This is a genomic window from Kistimonas ophiarachnellae, from assembly GCF_057552235.1.
The window spans coordinates 111,763-128,768 of record NZ_BAAJPA010000008.1; the positions used below are offsets into that span (position 1 = coordinate 111,763).

16 protein-coding genes are annotated in these 17,006 nt (G+C 53.6%); 5 read left to right on the plus strand and 11 right to left on the minus strand.

From position 1 onward, the window contains the following. The first annotated feature begins 98 nt into the window (after positions 1-98). Both AC27K1_RS11705 and AC27K1_RS11710 read left to right on the plus strand, forming a co-directional pair. Positions 99-719 carry a LysE/ArgO family amino acid transporter gene (locus AC27K1_RS11705; protein WP_487150758.1) on the plus strand — a complete coding sequence of 207 codons (621 nt, stop codon included), beginning with the start codon at positions 99-101 and terminating at the stop codon, positions 717-719. Next, positions 719-1,219 carry a YbaK/EbsC family protein gene (locus AC27K1_RS11710; protein WP_487150760.1) on the plus strand — a complete coding sequence of 167 codons (501 nt, stop codon included), beginning with the start codon at positions 719-721 and terminating at the stop codon, positions 1,217-1,219. Before AC27K1_RS11705 ends, AC27K1_RS11710 begins: the two co-directional genes overlap by 1 nt. 67 nt (positions 1,220-1,286) lie before the next feature. On the opposite strand, the gene dtpA is transcribed toward AC27K1_RS11710, so the two are convergent. The 11 genes from dtpA to AC27K1_RS11765 form a co-directional block, all read right to left on the minus strand. Further along, the gene (gene dtpA / locus AC27K1_RS11715) at positions 1,287-2,777 is read right to left on the minus strand and encodes a dipeptide/tripeptide permease DtpA (RefSeq protein WP_487150761.1); all 1,491 of its coding nucleotides are present in this window, start codon (positions 2,775-2,777) and stop codon (positions 1,287-1,289) included. Between the two features lie 296 nt (positions 2,778-3,073). Beyond that, positions 3,074-3,265 carry a hypothetical protein gene (locus AC27K1_RS11720; protein ID WP_487150763.1) on the minus strand — a complete coding sequence of 64 codons (192 nt, stop codon included), beginning with the start codon at positions 3,263-3,265 and terminating at the stop codon, positions 3,074-3,076. Between the two features lie 9 nt (positions 3,266-3,274). Beyond that, positions 3,275-4,771 carry a DHA2 family efflux MFS transporter permease subunit gene (locus AC27K1_RS11725; RefSeq protein WP_487150765.1) on the minus strand — a complete coding sequence of 499 codons (1,497 nt, stop codon included), beginning with the start codon at positions 4,769-4,771 and terminating at the stop codon, positions 3,275-3,277. 1 nt (position 4,772) lies between these two features. Further along, complete coding sequence (locus AC27K1_RS11730; RefSeq protein ID WP_487150766.1) at positions 4,773-5,804, minus strand: HlyD family secretion protein; 1,032 nt, start codon at positions 5,802-5,804, stop codon at positions 4,773-4,775. Positions 5,805-5,873: 69 nt separating this feature from the next. Beyond that, positions 5,874-6,416: a hypothetical protein gene (locus AC27K1_RS11735; RefSeq protein WP_487150767.1), complete on the minus strand. Its 543-nt coding sequence runs from the start codon at positions 6,414-6,416 to the stop codon at positions 5,874-5,876. A 191-nt stretch (positions 6,417-6,607) separates the two neighbouring features. Beyond that, complete coding sequence (locus AC27K1_RS11740; RefSeq protein WP_487150769.1) at positions 6,608-7,336, minus strand: outer membrane protein; 729 nt, start codon at positions 7,334-7,336, stop codon at positions 6,608-6,610. Between the two features lie 130 nt (positions 7,337-7,466). Beyond that, a complete protein-coding gene (locus tag AC27K1_RS11745; RefSeq protein WP_487150771.1) occupies positions 7,467-8,105 on the minus strand; it encodes a carbonic anhydrase in 639 nt (212 codons plus the stop codon). 152 nt (positions 8,106-8,257) lie between these two features. Next, entirely contained in the window at positions 8,258-10,183 is a 1,926-nt protein-coding gene (locus AC27K1_RS11750; protein ID WP_487150773.1) for a bifunctional metallophosphatase/5'-nucleotidase, read from the minus strand. Positions 10,184-10,272: 89 nt separating this feature from the next. Beyond that, positions 10,273-10,761 (minus strand): ribosomal protein S18-alanine N-acetyltransferase, encoded by a 489-nt coding sequence (rimI, locus tag AC27K1_RS11755; RefSeq protein WP_487150774.1) that lies wholly within the window; start codon positions 10,759-10,761, stop codon positions 10,273-10,275. After that, on the minus strand, positions 10,758-11,552 hold the full coding sequence (locus tag AC27K1_RS11760) for a uracil-DNA glycosylase family protein (RefSeq protein WP_487150775.1): 795 nt from the start codon (positions 11,550-11,552) through the stop codon (positions 10,758-10,760). The genes rimI and AC27K1_RS11760 overlap by 4 nt, the downstream gene beginning before the upstream one ends. A 128-nt stretch (positions 11,553-11,680) precedes the next feature. Next, the gene (locus tag AC27K1_RS11765) at positions 11,681-13,228 is read right to left on the minus strand and encodes a 2-isopropylmalate synthase (RefSeq protein ID WP_487150777.1); all 1,548 of its coding nucleotides are present in this window, start codon (positions 13,226-13,228) and stop codon (positions 11,681-11,683) included. 486 nt (positions 13,229-13,714) lie between these two features. Here AC27K1_RS11765 and pyp point away from each other — a divergent pair, with 486 nt between their 5' ends. The 3 genes from pyp to AC27K1_RS11780 all read left to right on the plus strand — a co-directional run bounded on the left by pyp (position 13,715) and on the right by AC27K1_RS11780 (position 16,939). Next, a complete protein-coding gene (pyp, locus tag AC27K1_RS11770; protein ID WP_487150779.1) occupies positions 13,715-14,095 on the plus strand; it encodes a photoactive yellow protein in 381 nt (126 codons plus the stop codon). Between the two features lie 70 nt (positions 14,096-14,165). Beyond that, positions 14,166-15,341 (plus strand): hypothetical protein, encoded by a 1,176-nt coding sequence (locus tag AC27K1_RS11775; RefSeq protein ID WP_487150780.1) that lies wholly within the window; start codon positions 14,166-14,168, stop codon positions 15,339-15,341. Beyond that, complete coding sequence (locus AC27K1_RS11780; RefSeq protein ID WP_487150782.1) at positions 15,329-16,939, plus strand: HAL/PAL/TAL family ammonia-lyase; 1,611 nt, start codon at positions 15,329-15,331, stop codon at positions 16,937-16,939. Before AC27K1_RS11775 ends, AC27K1_RS11780 begins: the two co-directional genes overlap by 13 nt. The last annotated feature ends 67 nt before the right edge of the window (positions 16,940-17,006 follow it).

The window sequence follows — 17,006 nt, forward strand, 5'->3', positions numbered from 1 at the left end:
TAGGTTTACTATCACTTTATGTTATGCGGACTTTTTCAGTTTGCTGGCATGATGCACAGATTGTTTGACTGAACCTTCCGGGGGAAAGAGCTCCGACCATGTTATCTGTCTGGCCACTACTCCAGGGCTTTGGCCTGGGAGCCACCATGATTATCCCCATTGGGGCGCAGAATGCTTATGTGCTGAACCAGGGGATTCGACGACAGCACCACCTGCTGACGGCATCGGTCTGCGCTATCTGCGATATTCTCCTGATTGCGCTGGGCGTGTTTGGTGGCGGTGCCCTGTTTGCCAGCCATCCAACCCTGTTGCTGGTTGTTTCCTGTGGTGGCGCTGCTTTCCTGTTCTGGTACGGTTTTCTGTCCCTGAAAAGTGCGTTCCGTGCGGCGGATGAGGTGGCAGAAGCACAGGTGACCGGTACGAGCCGTCGGGCAGTGATTGCCGGTACGCTGGCGGTGACTTTGCTCAATCCCCACGTCTACCTTGATACCGTAATGATATTGGGCGGTATTGGCGGACAGTTTGAGGGCGGTGATCGTGTCACCTTCGCGGCAGGAACCATGATGGCGTCGTTTACCTGGTTTTTCGCCCTTTCCATCGGGGCGGCAAAATTGTCGCCGATACTCGGCCGGCCAGAAGTCCGGCGCTGGATTGACGGTGTCATCTGGCTGATGATGTGGGTTATCGCTTTTTCATTGTTGAAACGGGTAGTGATGTAATGCGTGAACGGTTGGAACAGGTTTACCAGAGAACGGTATCCCAGTTGAATGAAGCGGGTATCAACTGGCAGCGTTGGGAGCATGAACCCATTCTGGATTTCGAAACCGATGCCAGGATTGCTGCAGAGTTGGGCTGGACGGCCGAACCGACCAAAAGCCTGTTTCTGCATTTGAAAGACGGCCGCTACTGCATTTACCTGACCCACCGGGATGCACGTCTGGATAGCAAAGCTGTTCGACAGCTGTTGGATAGTCGTCCGTCTGTCTGCAGTCCGGAAACCATGCAGGAAGTGACCGGCTGTCTGCCCGGCGCCGTGTGCCCTTTTGGGCAGGATGCTGACATTGTCATGGTGGTGGATCCCCGCCTGAAGGCCTGTAAAGAGATCATGTTTACACCGGGACTGCCTGAAATGACGGTGGCGATTGCGGTCAAAGACCTGGATGCAGTGTTGTCTGTTTTGCCTAACCCGGTGTTCTGGCTGGAAGAAGAGGCCGCTTGATGGCAGGTTAAGCCTGTAAAAAAAGCCCCGATCCATCGGGGCTTTTTTTCGTCTATCTGAATGCGTATCAGTGGGCAGTCGCCGCTTGTTCTGTCACGGTTTCATCGCCGTTGATCATGCGGGCCAGCAGCGGTGCAGTCAGCAGCATCAGACCGGCCATAACGGCGGCAGCCAGACCGATCTCCATAAAGACCTTGGAGTAAACCGGCAGTGTCTGCAGGGCATCCACCGCCCCATTGCTGCTCGGTACCGTGGTCATTGAGGCGATAAAGCCGCCGATGACAGAGGCTGCCGCAGAGGTCAGGAACCAGGCGCCCATGATGAAGCCGGTCAAACGCTGGGGAACCAGCTGGGCCACCATGGCCAGTCCCAGGCCGCTGATCAGCAGTTCACCGATCGCCTGGAAGAAATAGCTGGCGATAATCCAGCCGGAAGAAACGATGCCCATGGCGTTGGCGAACTGGGCGCCCAGCGGCAGAATCAGGAAGCTGGTGGCGCACAGGGTCATGCCAATCGCAAACTTCATGGGCATGGAGAGATCACGGCCGCTGTTACCCATCCGGTTGTAGAGATAAGCCAGTACCGGGCTGGCCAGCATGATCCAGAACGGGTTCAGGGACTGGAACGTGACCGGGTTGATGGCAATGCCCAGGATGTTGTGTTCGACGTTATTGATGGCGAAGAAGTTCAGCGAGGTCGGCATCTGCATATAGAGCACGAAGAAGACCACCGCCTGGAGCATCATGATCAATGCCGCGATCATCTTTTTCTGTTCAGTGCCTTTGCTGGCAATGATCTCTTTCAGGAAAATCATAACCACCAGGCTGCTGACGGCAGCCAGCAGAATGTGGGCGACCGTCAGGTTCTGCAGCATCCAGGCGCTGAGGAAAATCGCTGCGAGGGTACCCGCCAGCACCATAACCATTTTCTTCATATCCACAGGGGCAAGGTCAGGTGCAGAACCAATGCCGTTAACCCAGCTGCGCAGGAACCAGTAGCTGCCAACGGACAGAATCATGCCCAGGGTGCAGGTGTAGAAGCCGACACTCCAGCCAAAGCGATCGGTCAGTTCAGGCACCAGAACCATGGAGATGAAGGAGCCGATGTTGATAGCCATGTAATACATGGTAAATGCACCATCCAGACGCTTGTCGCCTTCTTCATAGCACTTGGACAGCAGGCTGGACGGGTTAGCCTTGAACAGGCCGTTACCGACTGCAATACAGCCTAACGCCAGGTAGACCAGGTGATGGTCATGATCCGCCAGTCCCATCAGCAGGTAGCCGCTGGCCAGAACCAGTGCGCCGAGCACCATGGTGCGCTTGGTGCCGATCACCCGGTCACCAATGAAACCACCGATTGCTACGAGACCAAAGACCAGCGCGCTGAAGGCGCCGAAGGTCGTGAAGGAGGTGGTGTCGTCCATACCAAGCTGTTTGACGAAATAGACGGCAAGCAGCGCCTGAAGGCCGTAGTAACCAAATCGTTCCCAGAGCTCCAGGAAGAAAATCATGTAAAACGGTTTAGGCTGTCGTAAGACATTGGTCGACTGAGACATAAGACTCCAGACATGTGACGAAAAGGGAGCAATAACAGGCGCGAGTGTTTCTGGACAGGGACACAGGGCAGTTAGCTGACCGACACCCTACAATGCGATGAATGCTTGTAGTTTTGATCTATGTCACTTTTTTGAAAGGTTGTCGGGAAAAACCTCTGAAAAAGGGTTTTAAACCAGAAAAAAGGCGTTATTTCTTTTCTTGTTTGTTGTAAAAAATGTTGTTCTCGATGTTTTGTCGAATTATTTAATGATTTTGGTGCGTTAGTCCTTCTTGTTTCAGTGTGATTTTCCTCTTTTTATTGTTCGAAGTGGTGGTTCACCTTATCCAGCAGCCGGGAAACCAGTACGCCAGACGCGATGCCAAAGGTCACGGCCCAGAGCCCTCCTGTCATGGTGGTGTGTTCATGCCATAACCCGGTGAAGCAGTACCCGGCGAGATAGGCAAAAAAGGCAATGCAGGTAAAACGAAGGGTCGAACGTATTGCCATTGTCCATGATTATGAAACGCCCTGTGTTGCAGGCGCTACCGCTTTTTTCCGGAACATCAGCACCAGTGGTATCAGTATCAGATAGGTGAACATGATGAAACCAAAGGTGTAGACAAAGGCCAGCAACGATGACTGCTGGTGGAGCATTTGGGCGATGCTGGCCATGAAGTCGGGGTTGACCAGGGATGTGTGTGCCTGGGCTGCATAGTGTTGCAGGGTGACGTTGTCTGGAGACAGTGCACCTCCGAGGCTATGCCATTCGGCTTGCTGTACCCTGGAAAAATACGTGTTCACAATCGCTATGCCCAATGAGCTGCCGATGGTGCGGCAGAGATTGAAAACGACTGCCCCACCTGTAGCCTGTTCGGGACTGAGTGTCATAAACGCCATTTGTGACAGGGGAGCAAACACCAGTCCCATACCGGCTCCCTGGATCAGGCTGGGAAAGATGATCCAGAAAAGGTCGATATTCAGGGAGTAATGGGTCATCAGCCAGGTGCCCAGCACGTTGAGTAACAGACCAATCACGACAAGCACCCGGCCATCCAGCCGGTCCATGATGCGGGCAATGGACAACAATACCGCCGCAGAGGCGAGGCCTCTTGGAGCCATCACAAACCCCGTGGTTTCGACAGGGTAGTTCAGTAGCTGTTCCAGCATCATCGGTTGAAGCTGGGTAATGCCAAACATACCCAGGGCGAAGCAGCCCATGATCAGGCAGGATGCGGCCAGGTTCCGGTCTTTCAATAGCCATACCGGCGCAATATCCCCCCGGGTTACAAAGGAACGGAAAATAAAAAACAGCGAGGTGATAGCGCAGATCACACTGGAGAACAGAATAAGATTGGAACTGAACCAGTTTTCCTCGTTGCCTCGTGAAAGCACCATCTGCAACAACCCGATGCCAATGGCCATATTGATGACCAGTACCCAGTCAACCGATGTTCGTCCGCGGTTGCTGATATGCACATACCGCCACAGCAGGCCCAGGCAGAGGATTCCCACCGGCAGATTGACATAGAAAATCCAGCGCCAGTCGAGATGCTCCGTAATGATGCCGCCCACGGTTGGCCCGAGAATCGGTCCCAGCAGAATGCCGACGCTGAACAGCGCCATGGCCTTGCCCCTTTCCTCCCTGGGATAGATCTGCACTAGAATAGACTGGGCCAGGGGAATGACAGAGGCGCCGAAAGCACCCTGCAGAATTCGGAAGGTAATCATTTCCGCGAGTGAATCAGCCTGACCGCAGAGGGCTGAGGTCGTGACAAACCCGGTAATGGAAATCAGCAGCAGGTTGCGTTCCCCAAAGCGCAATGTCAGGTAACTGGCCAGGGGAATAAAGATCGCTTCCGCCATGGTATAGGCGGTTAACACCCAGGTGACCTGCTCGGAGGTTACGCCCAGGGAACCCATCATGTGGGGCAGGGACACATTGGCGATGGTCATGTCCAGCAACACCATGATGGCCGAGAGCATGATCGCCAGGGTGACCGTCGTGCGGTTCATGTCATGCATCGCCGTTGGTGCTGTGTTGGGCAACGGTATCCACGGTGACAGTGCCGCTGGCGCCCACACGCAGGGGAGGCTGTCCGGCCTGTTGCTCAATGCTGACCTTGACGGGGAAACGCTGGGGGATTTTTACCCAGTTACCTGTTGCATTTTCCGGGGGCAGTAGCGAAAAAGCCGAACCGCTGGCTGGTGAAATGGCTTCCACCCGACCGGAGAACGTGGTGTCCGGATACATGTCCAGATCAATATCCACCGGCATACCGGGACGAATACGGCCAAGATCGTCTTCCTTGAAATTGGCCTGCATCCAGAAGCTGCCATCAACCACCAGTGGCGTCATGGCCTGACCCACGGAAACGATACTCCCGGGATGGATGCTGACTTTGCCCAGCTTGCCGGAGGAAGGCGCGGTGATGTTGGTATGTGACAGATTCAGGCTGGCCTGGGTCAGGGCTGCGGCGGCCTCTTTCACCGCCGGCGCCCGGCTGCCATCAGCACCTTGTTCAGCGATCAGTTGTGAGAGGGTTGCCCGGGCGGCATCCAGGGCATTCTGCGCGGCAGAAAGATCAGCCCTGGCGTCATCAGCTGACTGTTTGGGTAATGCGCCTTCCGCCACGAGAGACATGGTGCGGGCATAGTGGGTTTGTACGTCGGTCAGTTTGGCATTGCTGCTGCGAACATCGGCACTGGCGGCGAGGATCGCTGCCCCGGCAGCACGATTCTGCTGGGTGGCGTTTTCATAGATGGCCCGGGCTTTGTCCAGTGCCGCTTCATAAGGTGCCGGGTCAATCTGAACCAGCAGGTCGCCTTTGTCGACGGCCTCATAATCCACGACATTGACACGGTTTACCTTGCCCGCAACCTGGGAGGCAATATAGATAATACTGGCATGAATGTAGGCATCATCGGTGTCTGGATATTTTTTCTCGTGTTGCAGATAAAAATACCCGGCAGCGATCAGTAGTACGACAATCAGCAGGGCAATTAGCCCGTTGCGCTGTTTGTGTGCCTGAGTTCCATTTTCCTGCATAGCAATGACCTGGAGTGAATGAAACACTCTCCTCTGGGGAGTGATAGAAGTCTTTACCCGCCGGACGGATCAGTGCCAGCGAGAGGCCAATTCAAGGAAATGGGCCATGACGGGTTCGGACTCGTTGTAGGGTGCCACTGCGGCGGGATGGAGCTGGGTCGAATAGACGGGACGGTTCATATTGCGCATGACCTGGATATAGGATGACCGGGCCATGACGGCAAAGTCCTGATGCTCCCGGGTGAATGCCTGGCTCACGGCCCAGTCACTGCTGAGATCTTTTGGGTTGAGTGCACGAACCCGCCAGTAATAGCGTCCGTTGGACAGGGCGTCCCGTGCAGGAATCCGCATCTGGGCGTAGTACGGGTTGAACGGTCGGATCTCACTGTAGGTGGCCACGGTCTGCCGGAACCTGGCATCTTTGGCAATCTGCAGTTCGTAGGTCCAGGAGGGATCGGCACTGGCCAGTGAGAAGGTCAGTACCGGTCGAGGATTGGTGAGAATCATATCCCACTGGGGATTATTATTGAGTTTGGGTGCTGGCAGTGAGGCAGACAGCGCCAGTGAGCACCAGAGTGTGGTCAGAAACAGCAGGGCACGGCAGGGGTTCATGCGAAAAGACTCAGTGGCCGGGAGTGTCATCAAGGCAGGCGTACTGGTGATTATGAGGATGGGATAGTAACGATCCGCCTATGGAAGTTAGCACAGGGTTGTCTGTTCGCAAGATTTTCGCGGCTGGCAGGGTACTACTGAGACGCTGCACTGGGACAGGGTGTCACGAGTGCAGCGGGGTTACAGACACATCAATGGAAGAGGTAGCGTACGCCAAACAGCAAAGTGGTGGATTCCAGGTCGCCCTTGAAGGATTCATCGCCGGTGGCGGGTAGATTGTCCAGCTCCCAGTTGCCCAGGTTCCGGTGTTCGAGGCCAAGGTCAAACGTCAGGTTCTGGTCGAACTGGTAGGACAGGCCTATGCCGATGGTCCAGGCGGTGTCGCTGCTGGTGGTGTCATCCCATTTTTCATTCCAGTTGGCATTGGCGGAGAACGTCTGCACACCGGATGCCTTGTTGCGGGCATAGCCGATGCCGGCCATGAAATAGGGGGCTACAGTCTCATTGATGGGAATGTCGTAATAGGCTTTGAGCAGGTAAACCTCGGATTCTATATCAATTTTGTTGAAGCCGGTTCCTGCCACTGGAGTTATTTCAGTAAATGGTGGAAAGGGGAGTGTAACTGTTTCCCCTGCGATTTGTAGGTCTGTCTGAAAACTGGACTTATTCAAAATAGAACCTTCCAGCTCCAGTCTTAGATGGCGGTTAATAACAAATCCCAGTCCAATAGAAGCGACAGAACTATCATGGTTGTTGTCTTCTTTGACGATACCAAGATTTCTTGGGTTTGTGGGTGCTGTATCGTTTATCTGAGTAGAGGCCATTCCCCCGCGGGCAAAGGCATACATATCAACAGCCTGACTGGTTGCCGGCAGACAAAAGACCATGCCTGCCAGCAATGCATTGCGGACTTTATTCATCACGTACCATTCCATGGTTTGAGGTTTGATTAAAAAGCGACAACAGAAACAGCACGCTTACTTAATAAGCAAGGATAGACAAGATTCTTACCGTTAAATTGAGTCGATAAGTTGACGGGGCTGTTAGCGTTTAGTCATGATCAGAACTCTGAAATTGCGCAGGTATGACATCCGGCCCGTTAACCGAGACGCCGATCTCTTTCAGCAAGCCATCGCCGATATCGTAAATGCAGCCGTGAATGGTCAGGGGAAAGTGATTTTGCCACGCTTTTCGAACGGTAATCGTGTTGGCGACATTAACGACCTGGTGAGCCACATTGAGTTCACAGAGCAGATTGATGCGTTCTTCCTCATCGGTCAGTAAATCAAACTGCGCTTTATGTTGTTGGTAAATGTCTTCAAGGTGATGCAGCCAGCTGCCCAGCTTTCCGCAGGCCCCGCCATTGATGGCCGCTTTCACGCCGCCACAATCGTAATGACCGGCAACTACAATGTGCTCGATTTTCAGTGCTTCCACGGCAAACTGCAGTACAGAGAGGCAGTTAGTGTCGTCATGCAAGACCATGTTGGCGACATTCCGGTGTACCAGCAGGTCACCCGGTTGGGCGCCAGTGAGCATTTCAGCAGGTACCCGGCTGTCACAGCAACCGATCCAGAGATATTGGGGCGACTGGCCGGTGCTCAGGCGACTGAAGAAGTCAGGATCCTGTGCCTTGTTTTCCTGTGCCCAGGTGCGATTGTTGGTCAGTAGTGGTTTTAAGGAATCCATTGAATATTCAGGGTTTCGGATAATCGTTTGTGACGCATTGCTGCCTGTTATTAGCAGGAATACGTAACCTGTTGAGTTAAGTGTAGTGTGTCTGGAAATCGAGAAAGGAACGGTATGCCTGTGTTACAAGGCATACCGTTTGATGACGAGCCTTAGCGCAGTATTCGCCGTGTCACAGCTACCAGTAACCATCCCAGCAAGCCGATCAGGATGATTGTCAGACCGAGTGCCGTCCATAGAATCCAGGTGGTATTACTGAAGAGTTTGGCCGGATTGAGGCTATGATCCGCGATCATGCGTTGCCCGGTGGTGGTGCTGTCCAGCGGGATGTCGGACAAACCATCGTTATCCAGATCCGGCAATGAACCCAGGTAATCCAGCATCGCCTGCCAGATTTTCATTTCCTGGATTCCGGGTGTTTCCGGGCTGATGTCGAGAATAGCATCACGAATATTGGCAATCGGCTGACCGTTGGCATATTTCGGGGTGACGCTCAGCAGACCATGGCTGATATCCGGAATGATCCAGGTAAAGCTACCGACATAGCTTGTGCCACCAATGCTGTAGAGACGATCGCTTTTACCGCTGAGGTCCATAGTAGTGTAACCATTGACCGGATCGCCCAGTTCAATCTTGGTCACCCGGTCAAAAGGGGGACGGAAGTTGTTATAGGTAAAACGAATACCGGACAGGCGCGGATAATAGGCGTCGCTGCGGGTCTGGTAACCGAGCAGCAGCACTTCCAGCAGGCTCTTGACCTCTGGGCCGGTCAACCAGGCTTTCATCAGCGGGTAACCAGGTTCGTCATCGTATTCGCCAATACCGAGAGGTTGAATCCGGAAGATGTCAGAGACAGCCTGTATGCCGGTTTCGCCCTGCAGGATATCGTCACGCAATGTCCCGTTACCGGTGAGGCCGATATCGGCGTCTGTCGCTTTACGGATGGCGTCGGTGACCAGGTTGCCAAGTCGGGGGTCATCGTACTCCCGGCCCAGATTAGCTGGTGTTTTCACCAGTGGTTGATCGAAGTGATACCCCCTGGGCGTGAGCATCTTTTCACTGACCTGCGCCTTGAAACCGGCAATCATTTTGATGATTTCCGGATCCCCGGGAATCTTGTCATTGATCGGGTGGAGTTTATAGCCGGTCATTTGAATGCCATTGTCGGTCAGCTTGACCGCCATTTCTCCGAGGTACTGACCATCAGAGCCTGCCTGAACAATCGGTGTACCGTTGATCATGATGGGTTCAAAAATCGGTGTATGGCTGTGGCCGCCGATGATGATATCGATACCCGGCACCTGGCGGGCATATTCGACTTCTTCTCCCGTCCACAGACCATCACTGTTTTGCACCACACCGCTGTGGGAGAGCAGAATAACGACATCCACTTTATCCTGCTGCTTCAGTTCAGTCACCATGGATTTTGCCACTTCGATCTGACGGTCAATGCGCACAGGCTTGGCATTCGGAGCTGAATTGCGGGCATCGACACCGATCAGGCCAAAGAAACCAAACCGGATGCCGTCTTTTTCCAGCACCAGCTTGCGACGGATCAACTGGTCGTCGTAGACCGCTTTCAGCGATGCATCGCCCTTGCCAGATTCGGAGAAAAACAGGTTGGAGATCACGATGGGGGGAATGGCGCCTTGTGCCTGATGGGCAGAACGGATCATCTGTGCCAGCCCATCCGGACGGAAATCAAATTCATGGTTGCCCAGGGTAATCGCGTCATAGCCCAGTTTCTGCATCAGCTGCAGTTCTGAGCCCGTTTCCCGGGTAATCGTGTGAAACAGGGTGCCCATGCTGAAGTCGCCGCCATCAAGTAGCATCAGCGGCTCTCCAGCAGATTGTTGCGCTCGGATCGTTTTGATCTTGGTTGCAAGACGAGCTATGCCACCGGTGGTTTTGTCATCGTTGATCGTTTTGGGGGTGTACTCAAGGTTGGGGCCGAAACCCAGCAGGCGGGACTGCCAGTCATTGGTGTGCAGCAGGGTGAAGTTTTTATCATCCGCCTGTGCGGTCAGTGTGGGTAAAAATAGCAGTAATGCGAAGCATGCTCGGAGCAGTGTGGCCATGGGCAAAGCCTGTCATCGTTGTTGTTGGCGTGGCCGCAGTCTATCGACCTGAGCCACGCATGTGAAGGGGATGATCGGCGGAGGCGATATCAATCATCAAGAAAGGTAAGGTCCAGGGCCATAACGATGGCTTCTTCCCGCCCATGCTTGGCCGGGTAGTAATCCTTGCGTCGACCGATCTCTGAAAAGCCGGTTTCAAGATACAGGTTGATGGCACCTTTGTTAGAAGCGCGAACTTCCAGGAACATAACCTCCGCGTCGAGCTGAACAGCTGCTTTAAGGAGCTGGCTGAGCAATTGCTTACCCAAACCCCGACGCTGATGGTTGGGCGATACCACCAGGTTCAGCAGATGAGATTCACCGACGGCGGCGGAGATGATGCCAAAGGCAACAATCTCGCCGTCCTGTTCCAGTATCTGGCAGTGATAACCAGAGGTAATGCAGTCCCTGAGGTTGCCTATTGACCAGGGATGGGAATGCGCAAGACATTCAACCGCAAAGACGGACTCAAGGTCCGCCAGGGTCATGGCGCGTTGCACCAGTGGGGCAAGCTCGGAAAATGTTTCAGACGTGATCATGAGTTACGGGTTAACAGAGGAGAAATATCGCGCCAGGTGTCAGCCTTGATGGCGGGCAGTTTCATCAGTGCATCCAGGCTGTGGGTAATCACTGTCATTTGCTGGTCCTTGTCCTGAATACCCCGGACTTCATCAAAGTCGGTATCCGGACCCATGACATAGCGTACACAATTGCGGCCCAGCAGAAAGACCATTTTACGACGACGCAGGCCAAACTGGTTGGTCAGGTAACCGTGCACGGCGTCATGGGCAGCCTGTTCATCCTGGTCAGCCCGGTTGCCGGCGATAGGCCAGTCAAACAGAGCAGGCTGCAATGTTGAAACGACAGGAATACCGACGGAAAAGAGAAGATTCCTCAACAGCCTTTCATGGAAACGGGTGAACTGGTTCATGCCGGTGCTGGGCAACTCAGAAACCACAAGGCAGTCGTCGTTAACTGAGAGCGTGACCAGACGAAATCGCTCAGCAGGTTTGACGGGTTTACTCTGGACGGTAACGTTTTCTGCTGGCGTTTCAGTATTCGCTTCTACGGCCTTTTCAGGTGTTCCACCCAGAATATCCGCAGGTCGCATAACCGGTTTGCCGACAGGCTTAAAGGGCGCAGGTGTGACTGCTTGCCCGACGTTATTTTGGGGTTGCTCTACCGCAACGGCTGGTGGATGTTCCGCCTCCCAGGCTTCCCAGTCCCATTCGCAGGTGGTCGAGGGTTTCGCTTCCGGCAGGATATAACGGGGAAACCAGGGCTGGATGCCCATGGCGTCAAGGTATTGCTGGCGTTGCTGTTCGTTCATGCGGCTCCGGAGGCTCCCGCCCCGGAGGGGCTGTTGACTGGCACCTTCCTATTGTATGCAAAACCGCGGATAAGCAAAACGGGCAGTAACAGAATGGTTACTGCCCGTTTTGGATTGACGGGCGTTGCTCAGACGCTGTCTGTCTGCGGATTCGCCTTGCGAATGCCGGATGTCAGCAGGTTCAACGCATTGATATAGGCTTTGGCGGATGCCACCAGGATATCGGTGTCAGCGCCGTTACCGTTGACAATCTGCCCGTCCTTGGCGAGGCGGACCGTGACTTCACCCTGTGAGTCGGTACCTTCCGTGATCGCGTTGACGGAGTAAAGCTCCAGCTTGGCGCCGGAATCCGCCACGGTTTCGATGGCCTTGAAGATTGCATCCACCGGGCCATCGCCCTCACTGGTGATCTGTTCTTCCTTGCCATCCACCGTCATGGTCAGGCGGGCTTCAGGGGTGATACCCATCCGCGAGCTGGCTTCCATCTGCAGCAGGCTGTATTTCTCGGCAATTTCCTGGTTTCTGGCATCGGTAACCAGAGCCTGAAGGTCTTCATCGTAGATTTCGTGTTTCTTGTCCGCCAGCGCCTTGAACTGCATGAAGGCCTTGTTGAGGGCTTCGTCATCCGCGATGGTGATGTTGAGTTCCTGCAGGCGGCTCTTGAATGCATTCCGGCCAGAGTGCTTGCCCAGTACCATCCGGTTGGCATTCCAGCCAACATCCTCGGCTCTCATGATTTCATAGGTTTCCCGGTGCTTGAGTACGCCGTCCTGATGAATGCCGGCTTCATGGGCAAAGGCGTTAATGCCGACGATGGCCTTGTTGGGCTGCACCGGGAAACCGGTGATGCCGGAAACCAGACGAGAGGCAGGCACGATCTGGCGAGTATCGATAGCGGTATCTACCTGCAGGCAATCACTGCGGGTCCGAATCGCCATGACGATCTCTTCCAGCGAAGCATTACCGGCTCGCTCACCCAAACCGTTGATGGTGCACTCTACCTGGCGGGCGCCGTTAACGACGGCTGCCAGAGAATTGGCAACGGCAAGGCCGAGGTCATTGTGGCAGTGCACGGAGAAAATGGCTTTGTCGGAATTAGGGATACGCTCGATCAGCTGCCGGATAGTCTCCCCGAACTGGTGAGGCAGGGCATAGCCGACGGTATCAGGAATGTTGATGGTTCGCGCACCGGCATCAATGGCTTTCTCGATAATCTGGCAGAGAAAATCCAGTTCCGAACGACCTGCGTCTTCGCAGGAAAACTCGACATCCTCCACCAGGTTTCTGGCGCGTTTGACCGCATGGACAGCCTGTTCAATCACCTGCTCCGGTTCCATCTGAAGCTTGTATTTCATGTGAATGGGCGAAGTGGCGATAAAGGTATGAATTCGTCCGCGGGACGCCGATTTCAGGGCTTCGGCAGCGCGGTCGATATCTTTGTCCAGCGCCCGGGAAAGACTGCAGATGGTGCTTTCCCGGATAGTTTCAGCAATGGCCTTTACGGATTCAAAGTCTCCCGGGCTGGCCATGGCGAATCCGGCTTCAATGACATCCACGCGCATTTTTTCCAGGGAACGGGCAATGCGCAGCTTTTCATCACGGGTCATTGACGCGCCAGGGCTCTGCTCGCCATCCCTGAGGGTGGTGTCGAAAATTACAACGCGATTCTCACTCATCGCAAACACTCCAGACAATTATTGGAATTTGGAATACAGGTCTGTGTTGTGTGCTGTTAGTGGCGTCCGATGCTTCTGGATGCGCCTCAGCGGGGCCGGGGTGAAGAAAATTATGCTGCCCTAAGGCAGTAGCAGAAGCAGGCGTGCGGGAGCGAAGAAGGTTTTTTTGCTGATCCCCTTGGGCGGATTGTTATGTCTTGGTAATGCCATTTGTGTTTTCTACGTATGTTGATGGCTGTTTGGCGTAATATAACGTCCCTTGTGCTTATTTCCAAGCAGGATGCGCTCCTGTCTTTAAAACGTTGTATCCGTGTATTGATGAAGAGCATATCTACGAGGCTGCCTGTAAGAACGTTCAATGGGGCAATGTGTCGATTAAAGGTTTGGAGTTTGGACGCGAATAAATAGTTAATTAAGTGTTGATCATTTATTCCCGGGTAGATCAGGGACTTAAATCATTACCCGTTAGGGCAGGAGAGCAGCGTTATGGAAAAAATCTCGTTCAATGACAAGGATCTCAACAACATGCTGTCAAGAATGTCAGAGCATGAAATTGATGACCTTGCATTCGGCGCGGTACAGCTCAGCGCAGAGGGTAAGGTATTGATGTATAACGCTGCTGAAGGTGAGATTACTGGCAGAAGCCCTGATGAGGTATTGGGCAAGAACTTCTTTACGGAGGTGGCGCCTTGTACGAATTCGACCGCTTTCAAAGGTAAGTTTGATGAGGGGGTTAGCGCTGGGGATCTGAACGCCCTGTTCGAATATACGTTCGACTACAACATGACGCCAACCCGTGTGCAGGTCCATATGAAAAGCAGTGTGGTGAATGACGGTACGTTCTGGATCTTTGTGAAACGTCTGTAAGATGGATTACCAATGCTGGATAAAAGGTGTTTCGCAAGAGCACCTTTTTTTCGTTCTCAGAAGCCTGATTGTGGCACATCTGTCGGAACACCGTGACAGCTGGGAGATCAAGGCTCAGGCTGGCTCGTGGTCGCTGGATACAACGATTGACCGGGAAGGTATTGGCATCGATTCTCTGGATCTTGTCGCCATCGCCAGCCGTGTTAACCAGATGTTCCATTTGCACGAAGCGGGCACGGAAGATTACCTGCTGGCCCGTCGGCATTTTGCGGACTGGGCGGCGATTATTCAGGATGCCTGGGCGCAGGGCGTGAGTAAGATAGAGTTTTACAGCTCAGGCTCCACCCATATTCGTACCTCTTCTTCTCATAGTCTCCCATCGTTACTACAGGAAGTTGAGTCTATTGATCAATTTCTTCCACCGGTAGCCCGTTTTCACGGGTATGTGCCACTGCATCATATATACGGATTTCTGTTTGGATTTCTGCTGCCTGTTTATCGAAAAGTGGCATTCAGTGATCATCATCTGCAACCTGTTATCAAGCCTCTGGCACCTGATGATGCTGTCATCAGCTTTCCTGATCATGTGTCGCTCATGCTGGATAACCCATCGAATACCATGCGTGCTGGAACCATAATCAGCTCTTCGGCGCCTATGCCGCAGTCCTTGTGGGAGCAGATGGATTTAGCATCAGTGAAAAACTGTGTTGAAGTTTATGGATCTACCGAAACGGGTGGGATCGGTTTTCGTTTTTCGGGGCAGGCACCTTTTCAGTTGATGGCACACTGGAAGGCTGGTGTTAACAAGGTCGGTATGCTGCAGAAAAAATCGCTTGATGAAACCCTGTCATGCAGTAGTGATCCTGGCGTATTCGCTCTTCAGGATCAGTTGCAATGGATAGATGATCAACAATTCCATGTGCTGGGCAGAAAGGATGCTGTGGTTCAGGTGGGCGGGGTGAATGTGAATCTGGCCAGAATCCGGGAGATGATGCGAAGGTATCCCGGTGTCAGGGATTGCGCCATTCGTGCCATGACGCCCGGGGAAGGGCACCGCCTCAAGGCATTTCTGGTGCTTGAGCCTGAAACGGCTGGCGAAGATACATTTGATGAACAGCGTTTTCTCCATGGTTTCAGAGGCTGGATGGCTGATACGTTGACTGAATGTGAAACACCGGCACGGATTCGGATCGGTGAACAATTGCCACGCAATGCGATGGGGAAGCCGAAGGATTGGAAGGCATAGAGACACAAAGTTATGAGCTGGGAAACGAAGCTCTGACCCTTGACTGTCTGGCCAGGATGGCAATTGGGAAATCAACGCCGCATCTGGGCATTCAGGCGCGTGAACGTGTCGAACGGGCTGACCAGTTTGTTCACGACATCAGCGCCAGCCGACGCCTGGTCTATGGCATTACTACCGGGTTTGGCCCTTTGGCCAACTGCTATATCGATCCAGCCTGTACCCGCGAACTGCAAGCCAACCTGATCGCCCACCTGATGACGGGTACCGGCCCGCTGTTGGCGGAGACTGAGGTGAGGGCTATTTTCCTGGCAAGACTCCATTCCTTATGTCAGGGGCATTCCGGTATTTCTGCGATAACGTTGGATCGATTGATTCACTTGTTCTCCAAAGGATTGATTCCGGCTGTGCCGTCCCGGGGGACGGTCGGCGCCAGTGGTGATCTTACCCCGCTGGCGCATCTCACCGGCGCTTATACCGGGCAGGGGGCTTTCTTGGTGGATGGGCAAGAGCGACCCGCGATGCCGCTTCTGGCAGAGCAGGGGCTTGAGCCAGTGATCCTGGGTGCGAAGGAGGGGCTGGCGCTGGTCAACGGGACATCCGCCATGACCGGGATTGCCGCGCTGAACGGCTGGGATGTTGGCCGGCAGCTTCATTTGGGACTGCGTCTGGGGTTGTTATACAGCGAGGTTTTTTTCGGCAAAGCCGAGGCGTTTGATCATCGGGTTGCCCGTGTGCGCCAGCATCCGGGGCAGTTATACGTCCATGAGCGACTCAATGAATGGCTCGACAGTTCCTGTTTATTGACGCGTGAATATACTTCCGCCAGCCGCCTTCCCGATGATTGTGAACCTGAAGATGGTGTCTTTCAGGGACAACCTCTGTTGCAGAATCCTTATTCTATCCGTTGCATTCCGCAGCTATATGGCGCGGTTCATGATGTGTTGATTCATCACAATACGGTCGTTGAGCGCGAACTGAATGCTGTAACGGATAACCCACTGCTATTTCCTGACGAAGCGCTGGTGATTCAGGCGGGGAACTTTTTTGGACAGCATGTGGCGTTTGTTTCCGACAGTCTCACACAGGTCGTGATAACACTGGCCAACCACTGTGAGCGGAAAATAGCGAGGCTGGTGGATGTGAGTAAGTCATCAGGATTGCCACCGATGCTGCAGCCGCAACGTCCTGGTTTGCAAAGTGGTTTCATGGGGGCTCAGGTGACTGCGTCCGCTATTCTTGCTGAAATGCGCACACTGGCGATTCCTGCGTCAATCCAGAGTATCTCAACCAATGCCGATAATCAGGATATTGTCCCAATGGGAACAATTGGTGCGAGAAAAGCACGCAGTTTGATTGGCTTATTGTGGGAGCTGCTGGCCATTGATGCTCTGGCCCTGGTGCAGGCAATGGATTTGCGGATGAAGGAGGGCGTTTCTCTGGAGCAGTTTAGTGAGAGTTCCCGGATGATTTATCAGTGGGTGCGTAGGCATTCAGCCTTCCTGGGGGATGATCGCCCCTTGTCATATGACATCAGAATGTTGAAGCAGTTATTTGAGGAAAAAACATTGGAGGATGGAAGCGTAGAGCTTTCTAACTGATTAAGATTGATGGTTCTTCTAACCCGTTTTTAACCGTGAATGACACTTTAGTTATTCACAGCCTATG

Excerpts from the sequence above, each read along its gene's own strand:
- AC27K1_RS11705 (WP_487150758.1), top strand. The coding sequence starts at position 99 with ATGTTATCTGTCTGGCCACTACTCCAGGGCTTTGGCCTGGGAGCCACC.
- AC27K1_RS11710 (WP_487150760.1), top strand. The coding sequence starts at position 719 with ATGCGTGAACGGTTGGAACAGGTTTACCAGAGAACGGTATCCCAGTTG.
- dtpA (WP_487150761.1), bottom strand. The coding sequence starts at position 2,777 with ATGTCTCAGTCGACCAATGTCTTACGACAGCCTAAACCGTTTTACATG.
- AC27K1_RS11720 (WP_487150763.1), bottom strand. The coding sequence starts at position 3,265 with ATGGCAATACGTTCGACCCTTCGTTTTACCTGCATTGCCTTTTTTGCC.
- AC27K1_RS11725 (WP_487150765.1), bottom strand. The coding sequence starts at position 4,771 with ATGAACCGCACGACGGTCACCCTGGCGATCATGCTCTCGGCCATCATG.
- AC27K1_RS11730 (WP_487150766.1), bottom strand. The coding sequence starts at position 5,804 with ATGCAGGAAAATGGAACTCAGGCACACAAACAGCGCAACGGGCTAATT.
- AC27K1_RS11735 (WP_487150767.1), bottom strand. The coding sequence starts at position 6,416 with ATGAACCCCTGCCGTGCCCTGCTGTTTCTGACCACACTCTGGTGCTCA.
- AC27K1_RS11740 (WP_487150769.1), bottom strand. The coding sequence starts at position 7,336 with ATGAATAAAGTCCGCAATGCATTGCTGGCAGGCATGGTCTTTTGTCTG.
- AC27K1_RS11745 (WP_487150771.1), bottom strand. The coding sequence starts at position 8,105 with ATGGATTCCTTAAAACCACTACTGACCAACAATCGCACCTGGGCACAG.
- AC27K1_RS11750 (WP_487150773.1), bottom strand. The coding sequence starts at position 10,183 with ATGGCCACACTGCTCCGAGCATGCTTCGCATTACTGCTATTTTTACCC.
- rimI (WP_487150774.1), bottom strand. The coding sequence starts at position 10,761 with ATGATCACGTCTGAAACATTTTCCGAGCTTGCCCCACTGGTGCAACGC.
- AC27K1_RS11760 (WP_487150775.1), bottom strand. The coding sequence starts at position 11,552 with ATGAACGAACAGCAACGCCAGCAATACCTTGACGCCATGGGCATCCAG.
- AC27K1_RS11765 (WP_487150777.1), bottom strand. The coding sequence starts at position 13,228 with ATGAGTGAGAATCGCGTTGTAATTTTCGACACCACCCTCAGGGATGGC.
- pyp (WP_487150779.1), top strand. The coding sequence starts at position 13,715 with ATGGAAAAAATCTCGTTCAATGACAAGGATCTCAACAACATGCTGTCA.